Raw genomic sequence first — 22,532 nt, forward strand, 5'->3', positions numbered from 1 at the left:
GCCCATGATGACGATCTTCTTCGGGTCGACGAGGCCAGTCTGAAGAACCCATTCGGCGGCGGCGACGTTGTCCGCGAGGTCGCCGCCGCCCATGTCGAAGCGGTTGGCGTCCTGGAACTCTTTGCCGTAGCCGGTGGAGCCGCGGTAGTTGGGCGCGATGACGAGATAGCCCTGGTTCACCAGGTACTGGATGCTGCGGTTGAAGGAGTTCATGGTCTGCGCGGTCGGGCCGCCGTGGACGTAGACGATGGCGGCGGTCTTGTCGCCGGCCTTCAGGTTGTAAGGCACGTAGACGAAGGCGGAGAGCTGCCACTTGCCGTCTTTCGATGGGTAATGCACGAGGTAGGGTTCGACCATGTCGTCGCCGCGGATGCCGGCGACGAAGCTGTTGGTGAGCTGCGTGGAGCGGCCGCTGGCCACGTCGGAGATCCAGAGGTCGACGGGGGCGGCCGCGCCGTTGTGCCGGTAGAGGAGGTGCGAGCCGTCGCGGGTGAACGGCGACTCCGCGCCACCGAGCGAGTTCACACCCTTCGGGAGCGGTAAAGCGGAAGCCTTCTTCGTCGCCAGGTCGTAGGTGAAGATCTCCTGGTTGCCGTCGATGTTCGCGGTCCAGGTGGCGAGCTTGCCGTCGGGCGAGAAGCTGGCGGAGGAGATCTCCCATTTGTCTTGCGTCAGCCACTCGAGCTTCCTGGTCGCGACCTCGAGCAGGCCGACGTTGTCGTAGCCGTTGCCGGCGTCGGAGGTGAGCAGGACCCACTTGCCGTCGGGCGACCAATCGCTGGCGACGTGCTTACGCTCGTTCTGGTGGGGCGTGAGCAGCGTGCGCTCGCCGGTCGCGACATCGAGCAGGAAGACGTTCGAGTCCTTGCCGGTGACGTGCGACTGCGAGAAGACGATGTGCTTGCTATCCCGCGACCACAGGACGCCGAAGTTGCTGAGCTCCTTCGGCGTGTTGCTGGTGAGGTGCTTCGCCTGACGAGTGGCCATGTCGAACAGGTCGATCTCGTAGTTGGGCGTTTCCTTAGGCTTCACGATGTAGGCGAGCCACTTGCCGTCGGGCGACCACGCCGGCTCTTCTTCCGAGACGAGGCGCGAGCTGGTCAGGTTGGTCACGTCGCCGTTCTCGGTGGAGACAAGGAAGATGTCCCACTGCTCGTCGCCGTCGTAGTCGGACATGAAGGCGATGTGCTTGCCGTCGGGCGAAAACACCGGCGAGGTCTGGCGCTGGTTGCTGACGGTGAGCTGCGTGGGCCAGCCGCCGGTCGCAGGGACGAGCCAGAGGTTGTTGCGGCCGCTGATGTTGGTGACGAAGGCGACCAGCTTGCCGTCGGGCGACCAGGCCGAGCCGCCGATGTTGCGCGTGAGGTAGAGCTTCTCCAGGTCGAAAGACTGGACGCGGTCTTTCCTCTGGCTGGTGATCTGTTTCGGGTCGGTAACGACGCCGGCCTGTTGGGCGAAAAGGACTGTGGACATTAGAAAGACGATAGCAAACAGCAAGAGTGCGCGCATGAGTACCTCAGGTGGATGGCGCGAGTGTACACCGCGGCGGCGAGGCACCGGCGCTTCTAGGGCTTGGCCCAGGGGTGAGTGTCGACAGTCGACCAGGTCTTGTCGGCGGCGTGGCAGATGTTCTCGAGCGGGCACTCGGCGCACTTGGGCTTGCGCGCGATGCAGAGCGCGCGGCCGTGATGGATGACCTGGTGGGAGAAGTCGATCCACCTGGACTGCGGGATGACCTGCATCAGGTCCTGCTCGATGTTCTTGGGGTCGTCCTTGTCCGAAAGCTCCAGTCGGCGCGAGATGCGGTGGACGTGGGTGTCCACGACGACGCCAACGGCCTTCTTAAACCAAGTGCCAAGAACGACGTTGGCGGTCTTGCGCGCGGCGCCGGGGACGGTGAGCAGCTCTTCCATCGTTTCGGGGACCTTGCCGCCGAAGTCTTCGACGATCTTCTTCGCCGCGCCGACGATGGACTTGGACTTGTTGCGGAAGAACCCGGTGGACCGGATGTCAGGCTCGAGCTCCTCGGGCTTGAGTGCGGCGAAGTGCTGCGGCGTCGGGTACTTCTTAAAGATGACAGGGGTGACCATGTTGACGCGGACATCGGTGCATTGCGCGGAGAGGATGGTGGCGACCAGCAGTTCCCAGGCGTTGCGGTGGGTAAGGGCACAGGTCACGCCGGGATACGTCTGGTCGAGCCGCTGCAGGATGTCGGCGACGCGCTTCGGATCGGGCGGGGTGAACTTCCCGCGCTTCTTGGCCTGTTTTTTCTTCTTCCGGGCGAGCATGGCGCCCGGTCAGAGTAACTTCCCGCGCGCTCCGATTACAATGGACGCTTCGCAAGGGGAGTGAATGGCTACCAAAACAGGAGTACGGCCGGCGGAGCTACCGGCAGCGCCGCTCACAATGGAGGGCGCGAGCGTCCTGCACCAGATGTTCCGGGTGCGCTGGGCGGAGTGGAAGCGGTTGCCGAAGGGCGAGCGTGAGGCCGCAACGAAGGAAGCCGCGGCGTGGCTGGCGCCGCTCGAGAAGGAAGGGAAGTCGGCGCTGTTCGCCATGCTGGGGCACAAGGGCGATGTGATGTTCACGCACTTCCGCGACTCGTTCGAGGGGCTGAAGGCGACCGAGCTCCAGATGGCGAACCTGAAGCTGTGGGACCTGCTGGAGCCGGCGAGCTCGTACCTGTCGGTCGTGGAGCTGGGGCTGTATGACTCGTCGCTGAAGCTCTACCGCCAGCTTGCCGAGCGCGGGGTGGAGCCGCACACGCCGGAGTGGAACAAAGAGGTCGAGGAGACGATCGCGCGGCAGAGCGAGGCGATGAAGTCGCGCTTGTGGCCGAAGATCCCCGCGAACCGTTACGTCTGCTTTTATCCCATGAACCGGTTGCGCGGCGAGGACAAGAACTTCTACACGCTGCCCATTGAGGAGCGGCAGAAGCAGATGGAAGCGCACGGGATGGTCGGGCGGCGCTACGCCGGCAAGGTGCAGCAGATCATCACCGGCTCGATCGGGTTCGATGACTGGGAGTGGGGGGTGGACCTGTTTGGCGACGACCCGCTGCAATTCAAGAAATTGATCTACGAGATGCGCTTCGACGAGGTCTCGGCGATTTACGCGCTGTTCGGGCAGTTCTTCGTGGGAGTGCGCGTGCCGGCGGAGAAGCTGGGCGAGCTGCTGGCCGGGACACTGCCGGACAAGTAGTTTGACGGCAGGGGCCCGCGCGTCTATCTTCATCGTGCTTTTCAGGGAGTGACATGTCCGTTAAATCCATCCTGCTGGGCCAGGTCTGGCGCAACGACCAGACGGGCCAGGACTACCTGGTGACCAAGATCTACAGCGAGGTCTTCACGCAGTACGCGATGCTGCGGACGGCGAACGCCGCAGCGGCCGCGACCGACACGGTGCGCGTCAAGATCCAGAAGACGGCAGACGGCGCCACGCTCCCCGGGTACACCTTCACGCAGGAATCGCAGGAGTTTTGATCATGCCCGAACCATTCAGCTGTCCGCATTGCGGGGGACACGACTACGTGATCACGCTGACGGGGTGCAACATCACGGGCGCCACCGTGCAGGAAGCGTTCGAGTGGAACGAGGAAGAGAAGGACTACGACTCGTCCGGCTCCATCATCGTAGAGAGCGAAGGGGTCGAGAACGAGGGCGGCGAGGCGATCTGCGCGAACTGCGAGAAGGACGTATCGGACGCCGTCTCCGCCTACGAAGACAAGATCGTGGGCGGCGCGGCACAGGCCTGAGCTGCATCCTACCTAAGCCTTACTGAACGACCCTCATGATCGAGAAGATCCTCGCGGCGATATTCGTCTTCATCAAGTGGGTGATCGAGGCGACCGGCTATTGGGGCATCGTCGTCCTGATGGGCATCGAGTCGGCGTGCATCCCGCTGCCGAGCGAACTGATCATGCCGTTCGCGGGCTATCTGGTGTACGAGGGGAAGTTCAACCTGTTCTGGGTGGCGACGGCGGGCGCGGTCGGGTGCAATGTGGGGTCGGTGATCGCGTACGAGGTGGGGTACTACGGCGGGCGGCCGCTGGTGGAGAAGTACGGGAAGTACATCCTGCTCTCACGCACGGAGCTCGACTGGGCCGACCGGTTCTTCGCGCGCTGGGGCCACGCCGCGGTCTTCGTCGGGCGGCTGCTGCCGGTCATCCGGACGTTCATCGCGCTGCCGGCGGGCATCGCGCGGATGCCGCGGTTGCGCTTCCACGTCTACACCTTCCTAGGGTCATGGCCGTGGTGTTTCGCGCTGGCGTACGTCGGAATGAAGCTGGGCGAGAATTGGCGTGCGATCGGGAAATACTTCCACCAGTTCGACATCGTGATCGGCGCGATGATCGCCGCGGGCGTGATCTGGTTCGTGTGGTCGCGGTGGAAGCACCGTGTGAAGTAGTCACACGTCGATGCGCGTGTGCTTCGCGACCATCTTCTCCCAACGCTTCCAGGGCAGGAGCTTCTTCATCCAGTAGGCGGCGCGGGCGTCGCGACCGATGAGATAACGCAGCTTCGGGTCCGGGTCCTGCGCGATGCGGACGATGAGGTCGGCGACCTGGCGCGCGTCGGCCTTGGAGACGTTCTTCTGGACGAAGTCGCGGAAGCGCAGGCTGCGCTCGAAATTCGGTGACTCCGGCATGGTGGCGCGCTTCGCCATCACGACGTTCTTCTCCCAGATGTCGGTCTCGAAGGCGCCCGGCTCGACCAGGACGACGCGGATGCCGAGCGACTGCGTCTCGATGCGGACGGACTCGCTCCAGCCTTCGAGCGCGTGCTTGGTGGCGCAGTAAGTGGAGATGAGTGGCTGGCCGACGAGGCCGGCCATGGACGAGACCATGATGACGTGACCGGAGCGCTGGCTGCGCATTTGAGGCAGGACGGCCTTGGTCATGGCGACGTGGCCGAAGAAATTGGTGTCGAAGTTGTGGCGAATCTCTTCGAGCGTCATGTCCTCGGCGAAGCCGGAGACCGAGAAGCCGGCGTTGTTGACGAGCACATCGAGGCGGCCGTAGTCGGCGATGAGCTGCTCGACGAAGCCGGCGAGCGAGTCGTATTCGGTGATGTCGAGCCGGCGGAGGTCTAACTGGACGCCTGCTTCCTTCGCGGCGGCGTCGAGCGCAGTACGCTTTTCCAGGTTGCGCATGGTCGCGACCACGCGGAAACCGGCGCGCGCGAGCGCGACCGCGGTCAGCTTGCCGAAGCCGCTGGAACATCCGGTGATGAGTGCAACCTTCTCCATTCAGTGCTCCTGTGCGCCCTCCAGCCCGCGATTCATGCGGTCCATGGCGTTTGCGGTTTACAAGCGTGGCGCGGTACGAGAAGATAACAGGTTTCCGGAATCATTCCGATCCTGACAGGACATTCATGGCACTCTTCCGCAAAGAAAAGACTGGTAACGGCGGCGCGATCGCGCCCGCCAAGGGCAAGCTGGGGGTGATGATCCCCGGCATGGGCGCGGTGGCGACAACGTTCGTGGCGGGCGTGGAGGCGGTGCGCAAGGGCTACGCGCAGCCCATCGGGTCGCTCACCCAGATGGGCACCATCCGGTTGGGGAAACGCACCGACGGCCGTTCGCCACTCATCAAGAAGTTCGTGCCGCTCTGCCCGCTCGACAACCTGGTGTTCACCGGTTGGGACATCTTCTCCGACGACATGTACACCGCGGCCAAGAAGGCCGGCGTGCTCGAGACCGAACTGCTCGACAAGGTGAAGCCGTTCCTTTCGACCATCAAGCCGCGGAAAGCGGTCTTCGACCAGCGCTACGTGAAGAAGCTGGACGGCACGCACGTCAAGAAGGGGAAGAACAAGCGCGACCTAGCGGAGCAGTTGCGCGCCGACATCCGTGAGTTCCGGAAGAAGAGCGGAGCCGACCGGTTGATCATGATCTGGTGCGGCTCGACCGAGATCTTCCTGAAGCCGGGGGAAGTGCACTCGTCGCTGGCGAAGTTCGAGAAGGCAATGGAGAAGAACGACGACGCCATTGCGCCCTCGATGCTCTACGCCTACGCGGCGCTCAGCGAGGGCGTGCCGTTCGCCAATGGGGCGCCGAACCTGACGGTCGACATCCCGGCGATGCATGAGCTGGCGCGGGAAAACTCGGCGCCTATCTGCGGCAAAGACTTCAAGACCGGGCAGACGATGATGAAGACGGTACTGGCGCCGGCGTTCAAGGCGCGCATGCTCGGGCTTGCGGGCTGGTACTCGACCAACATCCTCGGCAACCGCGACGGCGAGGTGCTCGACGATCCCGAGTCGTTCAAGACGAAGGAAGAATCGAAGCTGGGCGTGCTAGAGCACATCCTGCAGCCGGAGATGTACCCGGAGCTCTACGGCAACATCTTCCACAAGGTCCGGATCAACTACTATCCGCCGCGGGGCGACAACAAGGAAGGCTGGGACAACATCGACATCTTCGGGTGGCTGGGCTACCCGATGCAGATCAAGCTCGACTTCCTGTGCCGCGATTCGATCCTGGCGGCGCCCATCGTGCTCGACCTGGTGCTGTTCCTCGACCTGGCGCAGCGGACGGCCGGGCTCAGGGGCATCGGCATCCAGGAGTGGCTGAGTTTTTACTTCAAGTCGCCGATGACGGCGCCTGGGCTGTATCCCGAGCACGACCTATTCATCCAGCTGATGAAGCTGAAGAACACGCTGCGACACCTGCGCGGCGAGGAGCTCATCACCCACCTCGGGCTGGAATACTACGACTAGGCTGCGCGCTTGGCGGGCGTCCGCATCCTAGGTAGCCATGCGCCGCGTGCTGGCCACCGTGCTCGTCGCCGCCTGCCTGATGATCCCGACCTACGCCGGAAGTGTCGGCATGTTCGCCGGCCGCGTGGTGGATGCGGCGGCCGAGAACCCTCCGGGCAAGTGGATCTACGTGAAGGGACGCGGCACGACGCTGCGTCGCGTGGAGATCTCGCAGGCGCGCTACGAGTACTCCGACGCCGTGCCGCAGGCGGTGCGCGCGCCTAAGCCGGCCGATGACCTGAGAGAGGGCGCCGTGATCCAGGTGGCGGCCGAGCAGGACAGCTCGGGCGAGTGGATTGCGAAGACCATCCTGTTCCTGCGACTGTCGAAGCAGAAGCTCGTGCAGTCGGCGCGCTGACCTACAGGCCTTTCAGCTTCTTGTACTCGTCGAAGGCGGCGAGGAAGCGGTCAATCTCCGCCTTCAAGAGGTAATAGGGCGTGGAGAGGCGAAGCTTGGAAGGCTCGCCGCCGCGGATGCGTATCCGACGATTCTTCCAGAGCCAGTTCTCGAGGTCCATGCGCTGGATGGGCGGCACATTCACGGTCGCAATGGCGCACCGCAGAGCGGGGTCGGGCGAGGTCCAGGATTCGGCGCCGCGCCGGACCATCTCCGCGAGGATGTAATCCGCCATCTTGCGGTGGCGGCGCTCGATGCGCTCGATGCCAAGATTCTTCGCGTACTGGAGCGCGGCGCGCAGTCCCCAGAGTGAGGGGACGTTCGAGGAGCCGATGCGCTGGAAGCGCTCGGCCTTGAGTGTGGGATCGTCCCAGCCTTCCGTGGCGATGGTGTTCCAGAGGCGGTCCTGGACCTCATCGCGGACGTAAAGAAATCCGGAACCTTTGGGAGCCTGCAGCCACTTATGGGGGCTGGCGGCGTACATGTCGCAGCCGAGATCGCGGATGCTGAGCTTCATCATGCCGGGGACGTGGGCGCCGTCGAGGGCGGAGAGGATGCCCTTGGCGCGAGCCAGGGCGCACATCTCCTTGACCGGCAGGACGACGCCGGTAACGGTCGTGATGTGGCTGACGAACAGGACACGGGTACGCGGGGTGAGCGCGTCATTGAGGCGGTTGAGGATGTCGGCGGCGGACTTGGGCGGCTTGGGCAGATCGAACTTCTTCACCACGACGCCGTAGCGCTTGGCGCGCAGGTTCCAGGGATGCTGGCCGGAGGGATGCTCCTGGTCGGTCATCAGGACCTCATCGCCGGGCTTCATGTCTATGCCGTTGGCGATGTAGCTGTTGGCTTCGGTGGAGTTGCGCACGAGCGCGAGCTCGTCGCGGTGGCAGCCGACGAATTCGGCGAGCGGGTCGCGGAACTCGTTCCATGGCCCGTACCCCCAGATGGGGTAATCCTCGGGGTCGGCCTGGTCCATCTTCTCGGTAGCCTCATAGCCATCGAAGATCGCCTTCAGCACCGGGCGCGGCGAAGAGCCGACCGTGCCGTTGTTGAGGTAGACCTCGTCAGGCGGGATGAGGAACTGCTGGCGGACCTGGGCCCAGTAGGCTTCTTCGTCCTGCTGGTAAAGCGGCTCTGGCGGCAGAGGTGGCGGAGGCGTGGTGAGTGCCTCGAGCAGGGCGGGGGAAAGCACGGTGGCGGCAGCGCCGCCGGTAGCGGCACGAAGGAAGGAACGGCGGTCGAGCACGGCGCACCTCCGGGAAGCCAGAGGCCGAAACTATATGGGCCGCGGGCGAGTGGAGCAAGCCTGGCGGGGGTTGAAAATGTCAGAGCTGCTGGATAACGGCGGAACTGGTTTTGTGCGTCCAATGAGAGAGGAAGGGCGTCTAATCACCAGCAGTCCATCCCAACGGGCATATAATCGAGCTATTCCGACTGACATCGAGAAGGGCTTGCAAGGGAGTATCGTCATGAAGTTTCGAGCCAACATGCTGGCAGTGATCCTGCTGCTTTCGACCTTCGGCCTGACCACGGCGGTGGCGCAGGAGCCGTCGAATGCTCCGGCGTCGGAGCCGACGGCGGCGCAGCCGCAGCAGCCGGCGGCAGACCAGCCGGCGCAGTTGGACACCAAGCCTGCGGAGCAGCCAGCCGAGAAGGCCGACACCAAGAAGAAAAGCGGGGGCAAGGACGACATCGACGCCATCGGGAACCGCGGCGTCGGCAAGCGCGGCCTGGGGAACTGGTATTCGCTGGAGCGCGAGATCGCGATGGGCAAGCAATACGCCCAGATGGTCGAGAGCAGCGCGAAGCTGGTGCAGGACCCAGTCGTCAACGAGTACGTGAACCGCGTCGGGCAGAATCTGGTGCGGAACTCGGACGCGAAGGTGCCGTTCACGATCAAGGTGATCGATTCGGATGAGGTCAACGCTTTCGCGCTGCCGGGCGGATTCTTCTACGTCAACTCGGGGCTGATCCTGGCGGCGGACGAAGAAGCGGAACTGGCGGGCGTGATGGCACACGAGATCGCGCACGTGGCTGCGCGGCACGCGACGCGGCAGATGACGCGGTCGCAGTGGGCGAACTTCGCCTCGATCCCGCTCATCTTCGTGGGTGGCGGGATCGGGTACGCGGCGCGCATGGCCGCGAGCTTCGCTCTGCCGATGACGTTCATGAGGTTCTCCCGCGGCTTCGAGTCGGAGGCGGACTATCTCGGCCTGGAGTACATGTACAAGACGGGGTACGACCCGCAGGCCTACGTAAGCTTCTTCGAGAAGATCCAGGCGAAAGAGAAGAAGCGGCCGGGAGCTTTAGCCAAGGCATTCATGTCGCATCCGCCGACGCCGGACCGCATCGACAACACGCAGAAGGAGATCGCGCAAGTGCTCCCGGCGCGCGATCAGTACCTGGTCAGCACCTCGGAGTTCGATGAGGTGAAGGCGCGCCTGGCGGCGGTCGAGAACCGGCGCAAGGTCGTCGAGGAAAAGGAAAGCCGCCCGACCCTGCGCAAGACCACGGCGTCAGGACCGAAGGGCGACGCCAAGGACGACGACGAGCGTCCGACTCTGAAGAAGAGGGACTAGAAGAAGGAAAGAATCCACGAACCGGCGGCTACGGCCGCCGGTCTTGTTTTAGTGCTCGCGCTGCTCGCGCATGCGCTCGACCTTGAGCTTTGTGAGCTGCTGGCTGTCCGCGAATAATTGCCGGATGAGCGTGCGCTGCGCCTCGATGATGCGCCCCTGTTCCAGGATGAGCATGGAGAACAGCAGATAAGCGATCAGCATCACGCTGGAAAGCCAATTCCGGCGGAGCCAGCGTTGGGCAGGGACGGGAAGGACGGGCACGGTAGACATGGGCACACTCTCCCTGCTCAGATGCGCGGTCGTGGGAAGTGGAGAGCCGGAGAGGCGAAATATCGAGCGGGAGCTTAGGCTTTGGCGGCGGAGGACGCCGCCTTGGCGGTCGCGACGCGAGCCAGCAAGAGGCGGATGAGCTCGAGCTCGGTGGAGCCGTCATGGGGGTAGTGGACGGTGGCGGAAGCGGACGAGACCTGGCGCGTGGCCTGGCCGTCGCGATACTGGATGGCAGCGATGGCGGCTTCGACCTTGGCGATGACGGCGAGGGCGCGATCCTTCTCGGTCTCGGGCATCACAAGAGCGAAGCGGTCGCCGGCGTACCGGCAGAGGGTATCGATGCTTCGCACCTGCCCCTTGATGGCCTGCGCGGCCTGGCGCAGCACGTTGTCACCTTCGTCGAATCCGAGCGCGGCATTGACCTGGCGAAAGTCGCGCAGATCGAGCATCGCCAGGGCGAAGCCCTTGCCGTAGCGCTTGGCGCGCGTGACCTCCTGCGCCACCACGGTGTGGAAGTAGCGCTGGTTGAACACGCCAGTCAATGAATCGGTGGAGGTGACGCGGCGAAGCTCCTCTGCGAGTTGCACGTTCTTGATGGCGGTGGCACAGACGTCTGCCGCAGCCTGGGCGATGGCACGATCGTCGGCGGTGAAGAACTGGGCCCGCTCGTGGGTGATGAGGATGACGCCCAGGGTCTCGCCGAAGCTCACCAGGGGGATGCACAGTTCCGACTTCGCGCCGGGGATGGATACGGGCCAATCTTCTCGCGCGGGCGTCGCGGAGTGAATGACGTTGCTGCGGGCGGAGAGGGCCTGGCCGATGATGCCGCCGCGCTCGGAAGCGGAAAAGTCGAGTTCGTCGTGCTCCTGTGAGCCGGCGCGCGCGCGCAAGCCGAGCTTGCCATCGTGTTCGCGGACCAGGATGCAGACATCGGTACCCTCGAACGTGTCGTAGATCAGGTCGGACAGCGTGATGAGGAACTGATCGATCTCGTTGGCGGCGGTGGCGGAGCGCGCGATAAGGTTGATGAGCTCGATCTGCCGCATGCGGCGCCGCTCGGTGGAATAGAGGCGTGCATTTTCCAGCGCGACCGCGGCCTGACCGGCGAACAGAGCCAGCAGTCCGATCATGTCGTCGGTGAAGTAATCGAGCTTCTCGCTCTCGATGTCGAGGACCCCGATGATCTCTTCGCGGACGACGAGTGGCAGGGCGAGCTCGCTGCGGATGGCGACGTCGCCGGCGACGTAGCGCGGTTCCTTCGTCACGTCAGGCACGTAAAGCGGAATGCCGCTGTGCGCGACCCAGCCGGTCACGCCTTCCTTGCCGATGCGCAGGCGGCGCGTGGTGGAGTCGTCGGCGTCGTAACCGTTCTGGGCGCGGACGTAGAGGTGCGTGCCGCCGGGCTGCTCGACCATCAGGATGGCGCAGTTCTTGATGCCGAAGTAGTTGCGGACGATGAGGAGGATCTGGTGCAGGACGGTATCGACATCCACGCTGGACAAGATCATCTCCGTCGCTTCCTGCAGGACGGCGATCTCGCGCACGCTGGGATGGACGTCGGTCAAGGGAACCTCTGGGGAGTGGGAGTGGGCACATTATACGATTTTTGCCAGCGAGAGGAGCCGGAAGTCGGCGCGGCGCGCAGAAATATTCGGGGGTACGGGAAAGCTTTGCTACAATCTGCCGCACTCCAGGAGCTTGAGGGGACCCATGTACGTGCGAGATTACATGACGAGTAGTGTCACGACTCTGACCGACGACTCGCGTCTGATCGACGCGGCGCTGCTGATCCGACGGACCGGCAAGCGGCACGTGCCGATCGTGGATGGCGAAGGGAAGGTCGTCGGAATCATCAGCGATCGCGACGTCGCTCGCATGGCGCCCTCCATCCTGGGCCAGATGTCGCCCGAGGAATACAACAGCATCTTCGAGGCGACGCCCATCACCGTGGCCATGACGAAGAACCCGCTGACCATCGGTCCGGACGAGCCCATCCAGAATGCGGTCGCGATGCTCTACAGCAAGAAGATCGGGGCGCTGATCGTGGTGAAGGGCGGGAAGCTCGAAGGGATCCTGACGGTCAACGACATGCTAGGACTGCTGAACGAGCTGCTGGCGGACAAAGGAAATGCCGCCGGCGCAGCTCTCGACTAGCGCCCGGCGGCCTCCAGAAGATCCTTCGGTCACTTCCCGGCGTACGACTCCGCGGTGGCGGCGAGCGCCCGTTCGGTCCGGCCCTCGCCTTCCATCACTCGCATCTCCTGCCAGTCGTAGGGGAACTCCCTGCCGCAGTCGAGGCACACGACGTAGGTGCCGGTGAGCGCGGCTGCGCCCGCGCGGCGCTGACCTTTCCTGGCGGTGATGGGAAAGCTGTAATTCTTGTGCCAGCAGCCGAAAAACATGTCGACCAGACTCGCGATCATCTCAACCCCTTGGTTGGGCCGCATGGTCCCAATGGAATCTGCCTGTCGAGCAGGAGCTACTCTGCCCAGCTACTTAGATTCAGGATGGCGGAAAAAGGGTTTCCAGGGGGTGAGGGACCGGGAGGAGGGAGCTGCCGCATCGGCGGTGCAGCTCGACGGCTTACTTGCGCTTTTCGTCCGAACTGCCGGAACCGGGCTTGGTAGCGCGGCACTTGTTGGCGATGGCGGAGTGGAGGCGTGTTCGCAGTTCGTCGGGGAGCTCGTAGATCTTCTCTTCGCGGTAGATCTGGATGGTCTTCTTGGTGGTATCGCAAACCACGAAGCAGTCGTGGCACCAGACCAGGTGGTCTTCCAACTCAGCGCGAGTGCGCGCGTCCAGCGCGTCGTCCAGGTAATCGGTCAATTCTTTCAGGAACTCAGCGCACGTCACCGTTGGTTGCCATCCTTGTTCTTCGGAGTCTTGAAGTACTTCGTCAGTCTCTCCCGGAGCTGCAGACGGGCCCGCAGCAGCCGAGATTTTACCGCGGGAACGCTCAGGTCCAGCGCCTCAGCCGTTTCCTCGGTCGATAAACCTTCCACGTCGCGCAGCACGAACACGGTCCGGAAGCTCGGAGGGAGGCCCTGGATGGTCTTGCTCAGGATCTCCCGCAGCTCCTCCTGCTTGAACTGCTGCTCGGGGTTGGGGGCCCAGTCCGCGATCTCGCGCGGGATGGTGTCCTCTTCCGTCTCGATATCCTGGTCCATCGATACGGTCTTATCCGAGCGGCGGCGGCGCAGCTTCATGAGCGCCTCATTCACCGCAATGCGTACCAGCCAGGTATAGAACTTCGACTGCTCCTGGAAGCGGTCGAGGTTCTGGTACGCCTTCAGGAAGGCTTCCTGCACCACATCTTCCGCGTCTTCGGTGTTGTGCGTGATGTGGTTGGCAATGCGGAAGACGTTGCGGTCATAACGCCGCACGAGCTCCTCGAAGGCCGCGACGTCGCCCAGCTTCGCAGCACGGACGAGCGCCATTTCATCGGCGTTCGCGCCTACCTGATTGGATTGGATGAGCGCCATGCCAGCCGGATGCAACAATTGTGCCAGTCGTGAATCTAGTATTCTAGCGGGTAATCCAAAAACTGTCTGCGAGGGAATGCTGGACGCATGAAGCGCGCCGCCGCCGTACTGCTCCCCCTAGTCGTGCTCCTGGCCGCCTGTAGCAAGGAACCCGACGTGAAGATCGACGTCGTCATGAAGAAGTACACCATCACGCCGGCGGAGATCCGCGTGAAGAAGGGGCAGCGGGTGCAACTGACGGTCTCGACCGCCGACGTGCAGCACGGCTTTGCCGTGCCGGACCTGGGGATCAAGGAACCGGTCCAGAAAGGAAAGCCCGCCGTCATCGTCTTCGAGGCCCGCCGGGCGGGGACCTACCCGGTAACGTGCAGCATCATCTGCGGCGCCGGCCACGAAGACATGCAGGCAAAGATCATTGTGGAATAGCGGGGTTTGACAGCCTGCGAATCCACCATATAATCGCCCACGGACGCGGCCTCCCGGCGCGTTCCCAAACCGACAAATGGCCGGATCCAAGGAAATCCATCAGATCATCGAGAGCGCCGTCAACGAGGTGTTTGACGCGCAGGTCGCGAAGCTGCGGACGAAGGTCATCGAGAAAGTGCTATCCGACCTGGAGCCGGTGCTGAGCGGTCCGCCCACCGGAACGCCGACCGACCAATTGAACTCCGCGGTGGCGTCGCTGCACGACAGCACCGCCCAGACGGAGATCCTGGGGGCGTTGCTGGATGGCGCCGCCAAGTTCGCCGGGCGGGTCGCGCTGTTCGTGATTCGTGGCGGGGAAGCGAAGGGGTGGCAGGCGCGCGGATTCGCCGACGATGGCGCGATCAAGAGCGTGACACTGGGTACCGGCGGGGGATTGATCGGGCGGGCGAACGATGACCGCATGCCGGTCGCGGCCGCGGCGGGAGAGTTCGATACGCAGTTCAATCAGGATTTTGGCAACCCGGTCGACGGCAACGCGCTGGTGCTGCCGCTGGTCGTGCGCGACAAGGTCGCGGCGTTCATCTATGCCGATGCCGGCATGGAAGAGCATTCCAAGATCGATACTTCGGCACTCACGCTCCTGGTGCGCGACGCCGGGCTCTGGCTCGAGCTGCTCACGCTGCGGAAGAGCGGCGCCGCTCCCGCCGCGGCCCCGGAACCGGAGGCGCACGCGCCGGAGCAGGTCGAGGCTCCTCCTCCGCCGGCTCCCCCGCCGCCGGCGCAGAAGGCCAAGGCGGCCGTCGCAGCGGCGCCGGCTCCGGCGGAAGAAAAAGCACAGATCGCGCCCGGGGACGAGGAGATACACAAGAAGGCGAAGCGTTTCGCCAAGCTGCTGGTCGACGAGATCAAGCTATACAACCAGGCGAAAGTGCAGGAGGGCCGCCAGAATCGCGACCTGTACGAGCGCCTGAGAGAAGACATCGACAAGAGCCGCGCGACTTATGAGAAGCGTTATGGCTCGACGCCGGCGGCGAGCGGCGACTACTTCATGGCGGAAGTGGTCCGGATCCTGGCCGACAACGACCGAACGCTGATGGGTGAAAGTTTTCCGCAGTAGGGAACGTGCGCATTCGTCTGGTCTCCGTCTTCGTGCTCCTGCTGGTGAGCGTGGCCGCGCTCAGCCAGACCCCTTCGCACACCAAGAAGAAGTCGCGCAAGACGGCTGTCTCCCCCGGTAAAAAGAAGAGCGCGCAGAAGCCGGCGGCGCGCCGCGAACAGCGCGCCACGCGGCTGCAACAGACTTTCGTCGCCTCGAGCGACCTGAAGCCGATGGCGGCGCAGCTGCTCGACTCACATTCCCCGGCGGCGTACGCGGGGGTGGAGAGCTACGCGCGCAAGCACGATGGGGAAGACGCCGGCGCGCTGGCCTGGCTGGTGCTGGGCTATGCGTACCTCACCGACAACCAGCCGCAGAGCGCGGTCCCGGCGCTGGTGCGCGCGCAGAGGCCAGCGGGCGACCTGAGCGACTATGCCGACTTTCTGTTAGCGCAGGCGCAGCAGGCGACCGGCGACCAGGAAGCCGCCGCGCGAACGCTGCGCTCCTTCGCGCAGAAATACCCGAACTCGCTGTTGCTCACCGACGCCGCCATCGTGCAAGCGAACGCGCTGCTCGCGCTGGGGAATGGGTCGCACGCGGCCGCGGTCCTGGAGTCGCGCCGGAGTCCAGCGCAGGCGGACCTGGAGATCGCGCTGGGCAAAGCCTACCTGAAGGCGGGGAATACCGCCAAAGCGGCGGAAGCGTTCCGCGTGGTGTACTTCACAATGCCGATGAGCGAGCAAGCGGCGGAGGCGTCGGCACAGCTCGAACTGATGGCTGGGGGCCTGCCGGGCGCCGCGTACGAGCAGAAGCGACGCCGCGCAGAACTGCTCTACCAGGGGCGGCGCTATGCGGCGTCGGCCGGGGAATTCCGCGCTCTGGTCGATCGAGCGCCCTCGAGCGACCTGCGGGCGCTGCAGGTGGCCTACGGCACCGCCCTTTACAAGGCCGGCAGGTACAAGGACGCGCGGCTGGTGCTCGAGCAGATCGGCGATGCGAACGACGAGATCAACGCGCAGCGGCTGTTCTATCTCTCGGAGATGTCGAAAGAGGACAGCAGGCGGTGGCTGGCGTTGCTGAACCAACTGCGCGACACACAGCCCGCGAGCCCGTGGTTGAGCGAGCTGCTGCTGGCCGCGGGCAATCGCGCATTGCTGAAGAAGGACTACAAGACCGCGCTCTCGTTCTATAACGAGACGTGGCTGCGCAATCCCGCGGGCAAGTACGCGTCGTACACGCACTGGAAGGCGGCGTGGCTGAGCTTCCGGCTGAACAAACGGGCGGAGGCCAAGAAGCTGTTTGAAGAGCAGATCACGCAGTACTCGGATGGGACGGAGGTAGCGTCGGCCCTGTACTGGCGCGCGCGGATGGCCGAGGAAGATGGTGAGCCAGGGCGCGCGAAGGCGTACTACCAGAGGCTCGCGGAGCGTTATCGGCTTTTCTACTACGGCGCTCTCGGCACCGAGCGACTGCGGACGCTGGCCTACGACGGCCCGCCCGTCCGGGATGCGGTTCTGACGCGGGTCCAAGCGGTCAAGGTGCCGACGTTCCTGCGCACGCCGCCGGCGGACAACGTGCGCGTGCAGAAGGCGATGGTGCTGGAGAACGGCGCGCTCTACGACTTCGCCATCCGGGAGCTGCAGGCGGCGGGCAACGACCCGGTCACGACTTACTGGGCGCAAGGGCGGATCGCCCGCATCTACCAAGCGCAAGGGCGCAACTACCGGGCGCTGCAGGTGATGAAGCGCGCCGTGCCGCAGTACTACTCGTACGACCTCGCGCAGATGCCGCGGGCGTACTGGGAGGTCCTGTTCCCGCGACTTTACTGGAACGACCTGGAGAAGTACTCGACCGAGAACAATCTGGACCCGTATCTGGTGGCCGCATTGATCCGGCAGGAATCGGAGTTCAACCCCTCGGCCGTATCGCGGGCGAATGCGGTGGGCCTGATGCAGCTGCTGCCGAGCGTCGGCAAGAAAGTGGCAAAACACCTGAAACTGCGGGGCTTCAGCACCTCGCAGCTCACTGTGCCGGAGGTCAATCTGCAGCTCGGCTCCAATTTCTTCCGCCAGATGCTCGACGAGCACGATGGCCAGGTGGAATACGCGCTGGCGGCGTACAACGCAGGTGGCGACCGGGTGGAAGACTGGCGCGGAGAGACCTACCGCGACATCGCGGAGTTCGTGGAGTCCATTCCGTTCACCGAGACGCGGGAATACGTGCAGGCCATCCACCGCAATGCGGTCATCTACCGCCGGCTGTACGCGGTCACGCCGACCGAGACGGCGCGCACGAGCGCGCCGTAGTCGCGGGGCGGGCGTCAGTTCTCGTCCACTTCGATATCCAGCAGCTTGACCTCTTCGCCGCTGACCGCTTCGGTGTAGGCGTGTCCGCAATGCGGGCAGCCGAGGTCGCGGGCCGAGCCCTCGAAGCTGCGGTTGCATCCGTGGCACGTTCGCGTCACCGGCAGGAGCTTGACGAGCAGCTTGGCTCCATCGGCGACGGTGCCGCGGGCGGCATCGGCAAAGGTGTGGTCGAGCAACTCGAAATCGAAGTGGCGGCGGCCGCCGACGGCGATGCGCACGCGGCTCACGCGGTGGACGGCGTTCTGATAAGCGGCGCGGTCCACCGCTTCGAGGACATGGTTGGCGAGTTCGCGTTCGGTCATGGCGAACCTCGGAGGCAGCGCGGGGGCCGGAAGAGGAAGGGGAACGGAGTGGGAGCAGCCCCCGATGGCTGCTATGCGGCGGAGCATACCGCCGGAGCGAAGCGCAGGTCAATGTCTCTGGATGGATGTTATAGCTGAGCCACGCGCTCGCCGGGCGCCTGCTTGAAGAGGATCTCGGCCACCAGCATGCACGCGCCGACGACGATCGCGCTGTCGGCAACGTTGAAGGCAGGCCAGTGGTGTCCGTTGATGTAGAAGTCGAGGAAATCCACGACGTGGCCGAAGAGGACGCGATCCCAGAGATTGCCGACTGCGCCGCCGAGGATGAGGGCGAGCGCCATTCCGGTCATGCTGAGCGCGTGGCTATTGCGCCAGAGCAGGGCGGAGACGATCGTCAGGGCCACGAGCGAGAACAATACCAGCAGGGCGATCTTCCACTCCGAAGGCGATTCGGCAAAAAGGCCGAAAGCGGCGCCGCGGTTCTGCACGTGCGTCAGGCGAAAGAAACCTGGAATGACCGGGATGCTGTCGTGCAGCCCGATGCGTTCTTCCACTAGCCACTTGGTGATGCGATCGAGGACCAGGACGACGAGCGCAGCGGCAAAGTAGAAGCGTCGCATGGCATGTGGCCGCTTGGTCATCAGGCGCCGGCTCCCGCGGTGATCTCGTCGAGCGTCCTGGTGCAGCGCTCACAAACGGTCGGGTACTCTGGACTCTCGCCCACGCGCACCGAGTAGTTCCAGCAGCGCTCGCACTTCTGGCCGGCCGCCTTCTTCACCTGCACCTGGAGCGAGGTGGCGCCATTGCCGCGGGAGTCCTTCTCGAAGGTCACGCCGGAGGTGATGAAGATGGGGCGCAGCCAGGCCTCGTTGCGGCGCAGGACATCAAACGTGTTCTCGTCCACTGCCAGGTGCACCTCCGCCTCCAGGCTGCCGCCGATGGTCTTCGCGGCGCGCGCTGCTTCCAACGCCCGCAGGACCTCGTCGCGAACGGCGAAGAGGATCTCCCAGTCCGCGCGTAGCTCAGTGGCGCGCTTCGGGTCGAGCGCCCCGCCGACGAGCTCCGCTGCCGGGATAAAACCCGAAAGGTGGACGCTTGACTCTCGCCCAGCGACCTTCGGCAGGTACTGCCAGATCTCGTCGGCGGTGAAGCTCATGATGGGAGCGACCATGCGCACTAGCGCCTCCGCGATCCGCCACACGGCGGTCTGGGCGGAGCGTCGTGACTGGGAACGCGGCGCGAAGGTGTAGAGGCGGTCCTTGAGAACGTCGAAGTAGATGGCGCTAAGGTCGACGACGCAGAAGTCCTTCACGCCGTGATAGACCTTGTGGAAGGCAACCTCGTCGTACGAGCGGAGCACGTCGGCCGCCAAGTCGGCGGTGCGCAGCAGCATGTACTGGTCGAGCGCTTCCATCTCGGCGAGCGGCACCGCGTCGCGAGCGGGGTCGAACCCGTCGAGGTTCCCAAGTATCCAGCGGAAGGTGTTGCGGATCTTGCGGTAGTTCTCGGCGACGCGCTGCATGAGTTCTTCCGAGACGTGGGCGTCTTCCCGGAAGTCGATCGACGCAACCCACATACGGACAATCTCTGCACCCATGCGCTTAGCGATATCCACCGGGTCGACGACGTTACCGAGCGACTTGGACATCGGACGTCCCTGGGGATCGAGCGTCCAGCCAGAGGTCGCCACGTGCTTGAACGGGGGCTTGAACTCGGTGCCGACCGCGACCATCAACGAAGACTGAAACCAGCCTCGATATTGGTCTGCGCCCTCCGTATAGAAATCAGCGGGCCAACGCAGGCCGGGCTCGCGTTTCAGGACGGCCGCGTGGCTCGCGCCGGACTCGAACCAGACGTCGATGATATCCATCTCTTTGCGAAACTTTGTGCCGCCACAGGGACACGCCGTTCCTTTGGGGAGAATGGTATCGGCGTCGTGGTTGTACCAGGCGTCGGCACCCTCGCGGGCGAACAGGTCCACAACGGCCTGCTGTGCGGGCCGGGACTCGAGAAGCTTTCCGCAGCCCTCGCAGAAGAACACTGCGATGGGCGTGCCCCACACACGCTGGCGCGAGATACACCAATCGGGTCGCGACGCGATCATGTTTGAAAGCCGGGCCCCGCCCCATGGCGGGTCCCAGATGACATCCTGAATACTGAGGAGCGCCCTGGCGCGCAGTGTTCTGGCCTCTTCCTGAGACGACGAGGCAACATCAGGCACTGGTGGACCGAAGGGGCGGTCCATCGCGATGAACCACTGCTCGGTGGCGCGGAAGATGACGGGATTGTGGCAGCGCCAGCAGTGCGGGTAAGAGTGCTGGATCTTCTCCGAGGCCAGCAACACGCCGCGAGCCTTCAGCAATTCCACGATGTGAGGATTTGCTTTGAAGACCTGCTGGCCGTCGTACTCGGGCAGGCCATTGCGAAGGCGGCCGGCTTCGTCGACATTGCAGGTCTGGTCGAGCTTGTACTTCGCGCCGGTATAGAAATCGTCGGCGCCGTGGGAAGGTGCGGTGTGGACGACTCCCGTGCCCTGGTCCATCACGACGTAGTCTGCCAAGACCGCCAGGATCTTGCGCTGCTCCCACGGCAGGAACGGATGGTAGAAGTACAGGTTCTCCAGCGCACGACCGGGGAAGCGGGCGACTTCGTTTGCGCCGGCCAGGCCACACTTCTCGGCCGTCAACTTCGCGAGCTTTTCGGCGACGATGAAGATCTCGCTGCCCGATTCGAGCGCGACGTATACCTCATCCGGGTGGAACGCCACGGCCATTGAAGCCGGCAGGGTCCAGGGCGTGGTCGTCCAGATGATGGTGTGGACGGCCTTGCCCTCCCAGATGCGCTTGTCGGCGACCTTCGCGTCGAGCGTGCGAGGGTCGGATTGCATGCGGTACTTCACCCACACGCTTGGGCTCGTGTGATCCTCGTATTCGACCTCGGCCTCGGCCAGCGCGGTCTTGTCGTAGATGCACCAATAGACCGGCTTCAGGCCTTTGTAGACCAAGCCGCGATTCATGAAGTCGTAGAGCGACTCGACGATGACGGACTCGTACTCCGGCGACATCGTGGAATAGGGCGAATCCCAGCGGCCGAAAACGCCGATGCGCTTGAACTGCTCACGCTGAAGCTCCAGGTACTTTTCGGCATACGCGCGGCAGGCTTTACGCACCTCGAGGGGGGCCATTTCGAGCTTCTTGCGGCCGAGCGATTCGTCGACCTTGATCTCGATGGGCAGGCCGTGGCAGTCCCAGCCAGGAACGTAGGGCGAGTCGAAGCCGGCCATGGTACGGCACTTCACGACAAAGTCCTTCAAGCACTTGTTGAGCGCGTGGCCGAGGTGGATGGGGCCGTTGGCGTAGGGCGGGCCATCGTGCAGGACGTAAAGGGGCCTGCCCTTGCCGGCCTCGCGGAGGCGCTCGTAAAGGCGCATTTCCCCCCAGCGCGCCAGCATTGCCGGCTCGTTCTGCGGCAGGTTGGCCTTCATGGGGAAGTCGGTCTTCGGCAGGTTGATCGTCGACTTCAGGTCGCGGGGCGTTCCCATCCAAACTCCGAACGTGGTGGTGAATCCACATTATAGAGGGTTGGCGGGGAGCGTCCATCGGGCGAAGGTAACCCGGAAAACCTCGGGGGAGGGGGTCCGAATGGAGACGGACGTGCATCTAATCGTGGCAGGTACGGGAACTCACCCTGGTGGATGGCAACGTAAGTACCCACACGTTGGCATCCGGATACCAAAGGCAACTTGCTGGAGACACCGGGCGTCCCTTACCGAACAGCAGTTCTCAAGGAACTGCGGGAATCGAAGGGTACCCAACACGGTTATGGCGAACTCGGTCCTAACGCCCCGGCCTCAGAACGTCGACATCCCCCTGCCCAGCCTGCTGGTCGACAGCGTCGTCGAGCAAGGCACCTGGGAATCGCTGAAGAACAATCTGCGCGACGTCTTCTTCCCCGAAAAGCTTCCGCCGTTGAAGCTGACCTCCAAGCCCGTGAAGGTGCGGGAGATCTGGGGAACCTCGAGCAACAAAAAGAGCGCGGTCACCAGCTCCATCTTGCTGCACATCGGAGTGGTCGTAGCGGTGGTAGCGCTGACCATGGTCACCAAGACCGTGGTGCAGCAGGTGCAGAAGCAGCAGGTCACGCTGGTCGCTCCCGATATCTCGGAATACCAGATGCCGATCTCGGCCAAGAAGAACGATACGCTCTCGGGCGGCGGCGGCGGCGGCGATCGCGACAAGCTCGAGGCGTCGAAGGGCAAGCTGCCGAAGCCCTCGATGCAGCAGCTCGCGCCTCCGGCGGCGGTGATCCGCAATCCGAACCCGGCGCTCCCGGTCGAACCGACCGTGGTGATGCCGGACAACGTAAAGCTGCCCAACGTGCAGATGCCGAACTACGGAGATCCGCTGGCGAAGCTCGGCGGACCGCCGTCGAACGGCACGGGCTCGGGCGGCGGCATCGGCTCGGGTTCCGGCGGCGGCGTGGGCTCGGGTGAAGGCGGCGGCGTCGGCCCGGGCAAGGGCGGCGGCATGGGCGGCGGCATCTTCAGGGTCGGCGGCGGCGTGAGCGCCCCGCGCGCCCTGTACGCGCCCGATCCGGAGTACTCGGAAGAAGCTCGCAAGGCGAAGTACCAGGGCGTGGTCGTGCTGTGGCTGATCGTGGGCCCGGACGGCCGCCCACGGGATATCAAGCTCTCGCGCCCGCTCGGCATGGGCCTGGATCAGAAGGCCATCGAGGCGGTGCGGCAGTGGAAGTTCGAACCCGCGATGAAGGACGGCAAGCCGGTCGCAGTGCAGATCAACGTGGAAGTGAACTTCAGGCTTTACTAGAAGTGTAGCTAGCTAACACCAATGAAA

General features: G+C 64.2%; 24 protein-coding genes. 12 read left to right on the plus strand and 12 right to left on the minus strand.

The annotated features are described in order from the left end of the window. Positions 1–1,473 (minus strand): prolyl oligopeptidase family serine peptidase (locus VLA96_13740; protein HSE50264.1); only part of this gene is annotated, 1,473 nt, incomplete at its 3' end. 92 nt (positions 1,474–1,565) lie between these two features. After that, positions 1,566–2,288, minus strand: a complete 723-nt coding sequence (nth, locus tag VLA96_13745) for an endonuclease III (protein ID HSE50265.1) — start codon at positions 2,286–2,288, stop codon at positions 1,566–1,568. 64 nt (positions 2,289–2,352) lie between these two features. Here nth and hemQ point away from each other — a divergent pair, with 64 nt between their 5' ends. The 4 genes from hemQ to VLA96_13765 are packed head-to-tail and all read left to right on the plus strand — an operon-like array spanning position 2,353 to position 4,407. After that, positions 2,353–3,201, plus strand: a complete 849-nt coding sequence (gene hemQ / locus VLA96_13750; protein ID HSE50266.1) for a hydrogen peroxide-dependent heme synthase — start codon at positions 2,353–2,355, stop codon at positions 3,199–3,201. A 53-nt stretch (positions 3,202–3,254) separates the two neighbouring features. Then, positions 3,255–3,482 (plus strand): hypothetical protein, encoded by a 228-nt coding sequence (locus VLA96_13755; protein ID HSE50267.1) that lies wholly within the window; start codon positions 3,255–3,257, stop codon positions 3,480–3,482. 2 nt (positions 3,483–3,484) lie between these two features. Next, positions 3,485–3,754, plus strand: coding sequence for a hypothetical protein (locus VLA96_13760; GenBank protein ID HSE50268.1), 270 nt, complete (start codon positions 3,485–3,487; stop codon positions 3,752–3,754). Between the two features lie 35 nt (positions 3,755–3,789). After that, positions 3,790–4,407, plus strand: a complete 618-nt coding sequence (locus VLA96_13765; protein HSE50269.1) for a DedA family protein — start codon at positions 3,790–3,792, stop codon at positions 4,405–4,407. On the opposite strand, the gene VLA96_13770 is transcribed toward VLA96_13765, so the two are convergent. Continuing rightward, complete coding sequence (locus VLA96_13770; protein ID HSE50270.1) at positions 4,408–5,247, minus strand: SDR family oxidoreductase; 840 nt, start codon at positions 5,245–5,247, stop codon at positions 4,408–4,410. Positions 5,248–5,372: 125 nt separating this feature from the next. On the opposite strand from VLA96_13770, the gene VLA96_13775 reads away from it, so the two are divergent. Beyond that, positions 5,373–6,719 carry an inositol-3-phosphate synthase gene (locus tag VLA96_13775; protein ID HSE50271.1) on the plus strand — a complete coding sequence of 449 codons (1,347 nt, stop codon included), beginning with the start codon at positions 5,373–5,375 and terminating at the stop codon, positions 6,717–6,719. Positions 6,720–6,756: 37 nt separating this feature from the next. Continuing rightward, on the plus strand, positions 6,757–7,116 hold the full coding sequence (locus VLA96_13780; GenBank protein HSE50272.1) for a hypothetical protein: 360 nt from the start codon (positions 6,757–6,759) through the stop codon (positions 7,114–7,116). 1 nt (position 7,117) lies between these two features. Here VLA96_13780 and VLA96_13785 read toward each other — a convergent pair whose 3' ends face one another. Beyond that, complete coding sequence (locus tag VLA96_13785; protein ID HSE50273.1) at positions 7,118–8,404, minus strand: aminotransferase class V-fold PLP-dependent enzyme; 1,287 nt, start codon at positions 8,402–8,404, stop codon at positions 7,118–7,120. A 223-nt stretch (positions 8,405–8,627) separates the two neighbouring features. Here VLA96_13785 and VLA96_13790 point away from each other — a divergent pair, with 223 nt between their 5' ends. After that, entirely contained in the window at positions 8,628–9,737 is a 1,110-nt protein-coding gene (locus tag VLA96_13790) for a M48 family metallopeptidase (protein HSE50274.1), read from the plus strand. A 48-nt stretch (positions 9,738–9,785) separates the two neighbouring features. On the opposite strand, the gene VLA96_13795 is transcribed toward VLA96_13790, so the two are convergent. Beyond that, on the minus strand, positions 9,786–10,007 hold the full coding sequence (locus VLA96_13795) for a hypothetical protein (protein ID HSE50275.1): 222 nt from the start codon (positions 10,005–10,007) through the stop codon (positions 9,786–9,788). A 74-nt stretch (positions 10,008–10,081) separates the two neighbouring features. After that, positions 10,082–11,572, minus strand: a complete 1,491-nt coding sequence (locus VLA96_13800) for a GAF domain-containing protein (protein HSE50276.1) — start codon at positions 11,570–11,572, stop codon at positions 10,082–10,084. 145 nt (positions 11,573–11,717) lie between these two features. Here VLA96_13800 and VLA96_13805 point away from each other — a divergent pair, with 145 nt between their 5' ends. Continuing rightward, on the plus strand, positions 11,718–12,161 hold the full coding sequence (locus VLA96_13805) for a CBS domain-containing protein (GenBank protein ID HSE50277.1): 444 nt from the start codon (positions 11,718–11,720) through the stop codon (positions 12,159–12,161). 29 nt (positions 12,162–12,190) lie between these two features. On the opposite strand, the gene VLA96_13810 is transcribed toward VLA96_13805, so the two are convergent. The 3 genes from VLA96_13810 to VLA96_13820 form a co-directional block, all read right to left on the minus strand. Then, the gene (locus tag VLA96_13810; protein ID HSE50278.1) at positions 12,191–12,430 is read right to left on the minus strand and encodes a hypothetical protein; all 240 of its coding nucleotides are present in this window, start codon (positions 12,428–12,430) and stop codon (positions 12,191–12,193) included. A 160-nt stretch (positions 12,431–12,590) separates the two neighbouring features. Then, complete coding sequence (locus VLA96_13815; GenBank protein HSE50279.1) at positions 12,591–12,860, minus strand: zf-HC2 domain-containing protein; 270 nt, start codon at positions 12,858–12,860, stop codon at positions 12,591–12,593. After that, entirely contained in the window at positions 12,857–13,489 is a 633-nt protein-coding gene (locus VLA96_13820) for a sigma-70 family RNA polymerase sigma factor (protein HSE50280.1), read from the minus strand. Before VLA96_13820 ends, VLA96_13815 begins: the two co-directional genes overlap by 4 nt. Before the next feature lie 87 nt (positions 13,490–13,576). Between VLA96_13820 and VLA96_13825 the strand changes: the two genes are divergently transcribed. From VLA96_13825 to VLA96_13835, 3 genes are all read left to right on the plus strand, one after another. Then, on the plus strand, positions 13,577–13,915 hold the full coding sequence (locus VLA96_13825) for a cupredoxin domain-containing protein (protein ID HSE50281.1): 339 nt from the start codon (positions 13,577–13,579) through the stop codon (positions 13,913–13,915). A 76-nt stretch (positions 13,916–13,991) separates the two neighbouring features. Beyond that, positions 13,992–15,032, plus strand: coding sequence for a hypothetical protein (locus VLA96_13830; protein HSE50282.1), 1,041 nt, complete (start codon positions 13,992–13,994; stop codon positions 15,030–15,032). Positions 15,033–15,037: 5 nt separating this feature from the next. Continuing rightward, positions 15,038–17,317 (plus strand): transglycosylase SLT domain-containing protein, encoded by a 2,280-nt coding sequence (locus VLA96_13835; GenBank protein HSE50283.1) that lies wholly within the window; start codon positions 15,038–15,040, stop codon positions 17,315–17,317. 14 nt (positions 17,318–17,331) lie between these two features. On the opposite strand, the gene VLA96_13840 is transcribed toward VLA96_13835, so the two are convergent. The 3 genes from VLA96_13840 to ileS all read right to left on the minus strand — a co-directional run bounded on the left by VLA96_13840 (position 17,332) and on the right by ileS (position 21,220). Continuing rightward, positions 17,332–17,679 carry a hydrogenase maturation nickel metallochaperone HypA gene (locus tag VLA96_13840; GenBank protein ID HSE50284.1) on the minus strand — a complete coding sequence of 116 codons (348 nt, stop codon included), beginning with the start codon at positions 17,677–17,679 and terminating at the stop codon, positions 17,332–17,334. Between the two features lie 128 nt (positions 17,680–17,807). After that, the gene (gene lspA, locus VLA96_13845; GenBank protein ID HSE50285.1) at positions 17,808–18,299 is read right to left on the minus strand and encodes a signal peptidase II; all 492 of its coding nucleotides are present in this window, start codon (positions 18,297–18,299) and stop codon (positions 17,808–17,810) included. A gap of 20 nt (positions 18,300–18,319) precedes the next feature. Further along, positions 18,320–21,220 (minus strand): isoleucine--tRNA ligase, encoded by a 2,901-nt coding sequence (gene ileS, locus VLA96_13850; protein ID HSE50286.1) that lies wholly within the window; start codon positions 21,218–21,220, stop codon positions 18,320–18,322. Positions 21,221–21,500: 280 nt separating this feature from the next. Here ileS and VLA96_13855 point away from each other — a divergent pair, with 280 nt between their 5' ends. Continuing rightward, positions 21,501–22,505, plus strand: a complete 1,005-nt coding sequence (locus tag VLA96_13855; protein ID HSE50287.1) for an energy transducer TonB — start codon at positions 21,501–21,503, stop codon at positions 22,503–22,505. Positions 22,506–22,532 lie beyond the last annotated feature (27 nt).

Source organism: Terriglobales bacterium, from assembly GCA_035457425.1.
Lineage (GTDB): Bacteria > Acidobacteriota > Terriglobia > Terriglobales > Acidobacteriaceae > JACPNR01.

Excerpts from the sequence above, each read along its gene's own strand:
- VLA96_13790 (HSE50274.1), top strand. The coding sequence starts at position 8,628 with ATGAAGTTTCGAGCCAACATGCTGGCAGTGATCCTGCTGCTTTCGACC.
- VLA96_13810 (HSE50278.1), bottom strand. The coding sequence starts at position 12,430 with ATGATCGCGAGTCTGGTCGACATGTTTTTCGGCTGCTGGCACAAGAAT.
- VLA96_13795 (HSE50275.1), bottom strand. The coding sequence starts at position 10,007 with ATGTCTACCGTGCCCGTCCTTCCCGTCCCTGCCCAACGCTGGCTCCGC.
- VLA96_13760 (HSE50268.1), top strand. The coding sequence starts at position 3,485 with ATGCCCGAACCATTCAGCTGTCCGCATTGCGGGGGACACGACTACGTG.
- VLA96_13830 (HSE50282.1), top strand. The coding sequence starts at position 13,992 with ATGGCCGGATCCAAGGAAATCCATCAGATCATCGAGAGCGCCGTCAAC.
- VLA96_13820 (HSE50280.1), bottom strand. The coding sequence starts at position 13,489 with ATGGCGCTCATCCAATCCAATCAGGTAGGCGCGAACGCCGATGAAATG.
- VLA96_13775 (HSE50271.1), top strand. The coding sequence starts at position 5,373 with ATGGCACTCTTCCGCAAAGAAAAGACTGGTAACGGCGGCGCGATCGCG.
- hemQ (HSE50266.1), top strand. The coding sequence starts at position 2,353 with ATGGCTACCAAAACAGGAGTACGGCCGGCGGAGCTACCGGCAGCGCCG.
- VLA96_13770 (HSE50270.1), bottom strand. The coding sequence starts at position 5,247 with ATGGAGAAGGTTGCACTCATCACCGGATGTTCCAGCGGCTTCGGCAAG.
- VLA96_13825 (HSE50281.1), top strand. The coding sequence starts at position 13,577 with ATGAAGCGCGCCGCCGCCGTACTGCTCCCCCTAGTCGTGCTCCTGGCC.
- VLA96_13765 (HSE50269.1), top strand. The coding sequence starts at position 3,790 with ATGATCGAGAAGATCCTCGCGGCGATATTCGTCTTCATCAAGTGGGTG.
- VLA96_13780 (HSE50272.1), top strand. The coding sequence starts at position 6,757 with ATGCGCCGCGTGCTGGCCACCGTGCTCGTCGCCGCCTGCCTGATGATC.
- VLA96_13855 (HSE50287.1), top strand. The coding sequence starts at position 21,501 with ATGGCGAACTCGGTCCTAACGCCCCGGCCTCAGAACGTCGACATCCCC.
- VLA96_13805 (HSE50277.1), top strand. The coding sequence starts at position 11,718 with ATGTACGTGCGAGATTACATGACGAGTAGTGTCACGACTCTGACCGAC.
- nth (HSE50265.1), bottom strand. The coding sequence starts at position 2,288 with ATGCTCGCCCGGAAGAAGAAAAAACAGGCCAAGAAGCGCGGGAAGTTC.
- VLA96_13755 (HSE50267.1), top strand. The coding sequence starts at position 3,255 with ATGTCCGTTAAATCCATCCTGCTGGGCCAGGTCTGGCGCAACGACCAG.
- lspA (HSE50285.1), bottom strand. The coding sequence starts at position 18,299 with ATGCGACGCTTCTACTTTGCCGCTGCGCTCGTCGTCCTGGTCCTCGAT.
- VLA96_13840 (HSE50284.1), bottom strand. The coding sequence starts at position 17,679 with ATGACCGAACGCGAACTCGCCAACCATGTCCTCGAAGCGGTGGACCGC.
- ileS (HSE50286.1), bottom strand. The coding sequence starts at position 21,220 with ATGGGAACGCCCCGCGACCTGAAGTCGACGATCAACCTGCCGAAGACC.